Origin of the sequence: Acinetobacter sp. YT-02 (genome assembly GCF_002412355.1) — a bacterium.
Lineage (GTDB): Bacteria > Pseudomonadota > Gammaproteobacteria > Pseudomonadales > Moraxellaceae > Acinetobacter > Acinetobacter towneri.
In genome coordinates, this window is sequence record NZ_NOZT01000090.1 from 1 (window position 1) to 2762 (window position 2762).

General features: G+C 37.9%; 3 protein-coding genes. 2 read left to right on the top strand and 1 reads right to left on the bottom strand.

The genetic code is table 11. The features are described 5' to 3' along the window. Positions 1-75: 75 nt before the first annotated feature. A complete protein-coding gene (locus CF596_RS14310; protein ID WP_096902857.1) occupies positions 76-1356 on the bottom strand; it encodes a cation transporter in 1281 nt (426 codons plus the stop codon). A gap of 89 nt (positions 1357-1445) precedes the next feature. On the opposite strand from CF596_RS14310, the gene cadR reads away from it, so the two are divergent. After that, on the top strand, positions 1446-1838 hold the full coding sequence (gene cadR, locus CF596_RS14315) for a Cd(II)/Pb(II)-responsive transcriptional regulator (protein ID WP_000550240.1): 393 nt from the start codon (positions 1446-1448) through the stop codon (positions 1836-1838). Positions 1839-1931: 93 nt separating this feature from the next. Next, on the top strand, positions 1932-2636 hold the full coding sequence (locus CF596_RS14320) for an IS6-like element IS1006 family transposase (protein ID WP_096902856.1): 705 nt from the start codon (positions 1932-1934) through the stop codon (positions 2634-2636). The last annotated feature ends 126 nt before the right edge of the window (positions 2637-2762 follow it).

Sequence of the window (2762 nt, forward strand, 5' to 3'; positions counted from 1 at the left end):
GAAAGGATTCATATGCTGCACCTTTAGCTAAAACAGTCTTCAGCTTACCATTCGTGGTTATTTGCAACAGTGCCCTTACTTCAAAGCCAAAATTTTTCGGGCACCATTAAGTACGAATAAAGAAACCAGTATGCCAATGATTAAGTCTGGATAAGCTGATCCCGTCCACGCCACGAGTACACCGGCAAATATAACGCCCATATTTACGACAACGTCATTCGCCGAGAAAATCCAACTGGCTTTCATATGTGCGCCATCTTCTCGATGACCAGAAATAAGATATAAGCATGTCACGTTAGCTATAAGTGCGAGCAGGCCAATAACAATCATGAGCGTTGATTCTGGCTCGCTTCCAAACATGAATCGTCTAATGACATCAACAATCACGATAACAGCAAGTAATAACTGAATCCAACCTGCGAAATGGGCTGCTTTTATTTGATATTTCGCAGCTTTTCCGACGGCATATAGCGCAATACCATAAACGGCTGCATCGGCAAACATATCTAGAGAATCAGCAATCAATCCTGTAGACGCAGCAATAATACCGCTGATGAATTCTATAAAGAAAAGTAGAGCATTAATACCTAATAACAGTTTAAGTACTTTAGCTTGTCTCACAGGATCAGGTTCATTAGGTATATCGCCTGAAGAAAGCTGTATTTCATCAAGTTTCGCCCCAAAACCCAGTCCTTCGAGTTTAGCCGTAATTTGCTGAATCCCTTCATTATGGAAGACTTTCAGTTTTCGATTGGGAAGATCAAAAGTAAGACCTTTAACTGCTTCAATATCTGCAAGAGCCATACGGACCATTTGCTCTTCAGCAGAGCAATCCATTTTAGGAATGGTGTAGGTACTTGTTTGCTTAGCCTGTTGATTGCTTATATAAGTTTCAGTCTTCACAAGCTTTGCACCAAAACCCAAAGCTTCAAGTTTGGTGGTTATATTTTCATCTTTTTGATTATGTAGAACCTTTAAAGAACGGTTAGGTAAATCAAAGATGAGTTTTTGAACACCATCAATTGAAGATAGCGCCATACGAACCATCTGTTCTTCCGCAGAACAATCCATTTTGGGAACTAAGTATTCACTCATGTAGTGCGAATCTTTTAAAACGTCTTCAGTGCTTAAATTTTCTTTGGGATCAGAACCACAACAGGATTGTGCGGTATCTTCACAACTGTTTGAAGTGTTACAGCAAGGAGATGAAGATTTTTTTTCTTCCTCTTCACCACAACAGCTAAGCGTATTATCACAATTCTTTGAATTGTTTGCTTCTGCAATTGATGGATGATTTTTTTGTTGAGATTTCTTATCTTCGCATGGTGTTTCTTTACTACATCCACAACCACTCATAATTATACCCATTAAAAAAATTATAAACTTTGAATATTAGAATCCCTATAGTTACTATAGAGTCAAGAATCTTTGGAAATACTAACTCAATGCATTTAAAAATTGGTGAACTCTCTAAAAAAACCTCATGTTCAGTATTAACAATTAGGTTTTATGAAAAGGAAGGTTTAATTCCGGAACCGGAAAGAACGGAAGGAAATTACCGCCTTTACGATGTAGGCTATGTTGAGCGAATTAAATTTATTTTGAATTGCCGAACTTTAAATATGAGTTTGAATGAAATTCGTCAATTACTTACCTATAAAGACAAACCTGAGAAAAATTGTTCAGATGTGAATGAATTAATTGACTTACATGTCAGTGCTATCAGAGAAAATATAATCAAGCAACAAAAGCTTATTGAACAACTATCTGATTTAAGAGGTACTTGTGATGGTTTATGTACAATTGACCAATGTGGGGTTTTAAAAAATCTAGCTTGATTATCTAGACCTATGCTTTTTTCAAAAAATCGGCACTGTTGCAAATAACCACGAATGGTAAGCTGAAGACTGTTTTAGCTAAAGGTGCAGCATATGAATCCTTTCCATGGTCGGCATTTTCAGGGCGAAATCATTCTTTGGGCTGTGCGCTGGTATTGTAAATATGGCATTAGCTATCGTGAACTGCAGGAAATGCTGGCCGAACGGGGTGTGAATGTTGATCACACGACTATTTACCGTTGGGTTCAACGTTATGCTCCTGAAATAGAAAAACGTTTACGCTGGTATTGGCGTAATCCTACAGATCTGAGCTCGTGGCATATTGATGAAACCTATGTAAAAGTGAATGGACGATGGTCTTATCTGTATCGTGCAGTCGATCAACGTGGCGATACCATTGATTTTTATCTTTCTTCTAGACGTAATACCAAATCAGCATATTGTTTTCTTGGAAAAATTTTAAATAATGTGAAGAAGTGGCAAATTCCACAAGTGATCAACACGGATAAAGCACCCACATATAGACGTGCTTTATCACGGTTAAAACGGGAAGGTAAATGTCCACCAGACCTTGATCACAGGCAGATTAAGTATAAAAATAACGTGATTGAATGTGATCATGGCAAGCTAAAGCGGATCATCAGGGCCACATTAGGATTCAAATCTATGAAGACGGCTTATGCCACAATTAAAGGTATTGAAGTCATGCGTGCACTACGTAAAGGACAAGCATCGTCATTTTATTATGGTCAGCCTCAGGGTGAAGTGTGTCTAATCAACAGGGTTTTCGGTCTCTAAGTACTTTTTAAAGGGAACATCATCGACTCAAATCTCTATTTGCAACAGTGCCATTTAATTTATTAAGCTTGACCTTGGAGTGGCTCTAAGCCTTATACTTGGTACAAATTTTTCGATTGTTATGAT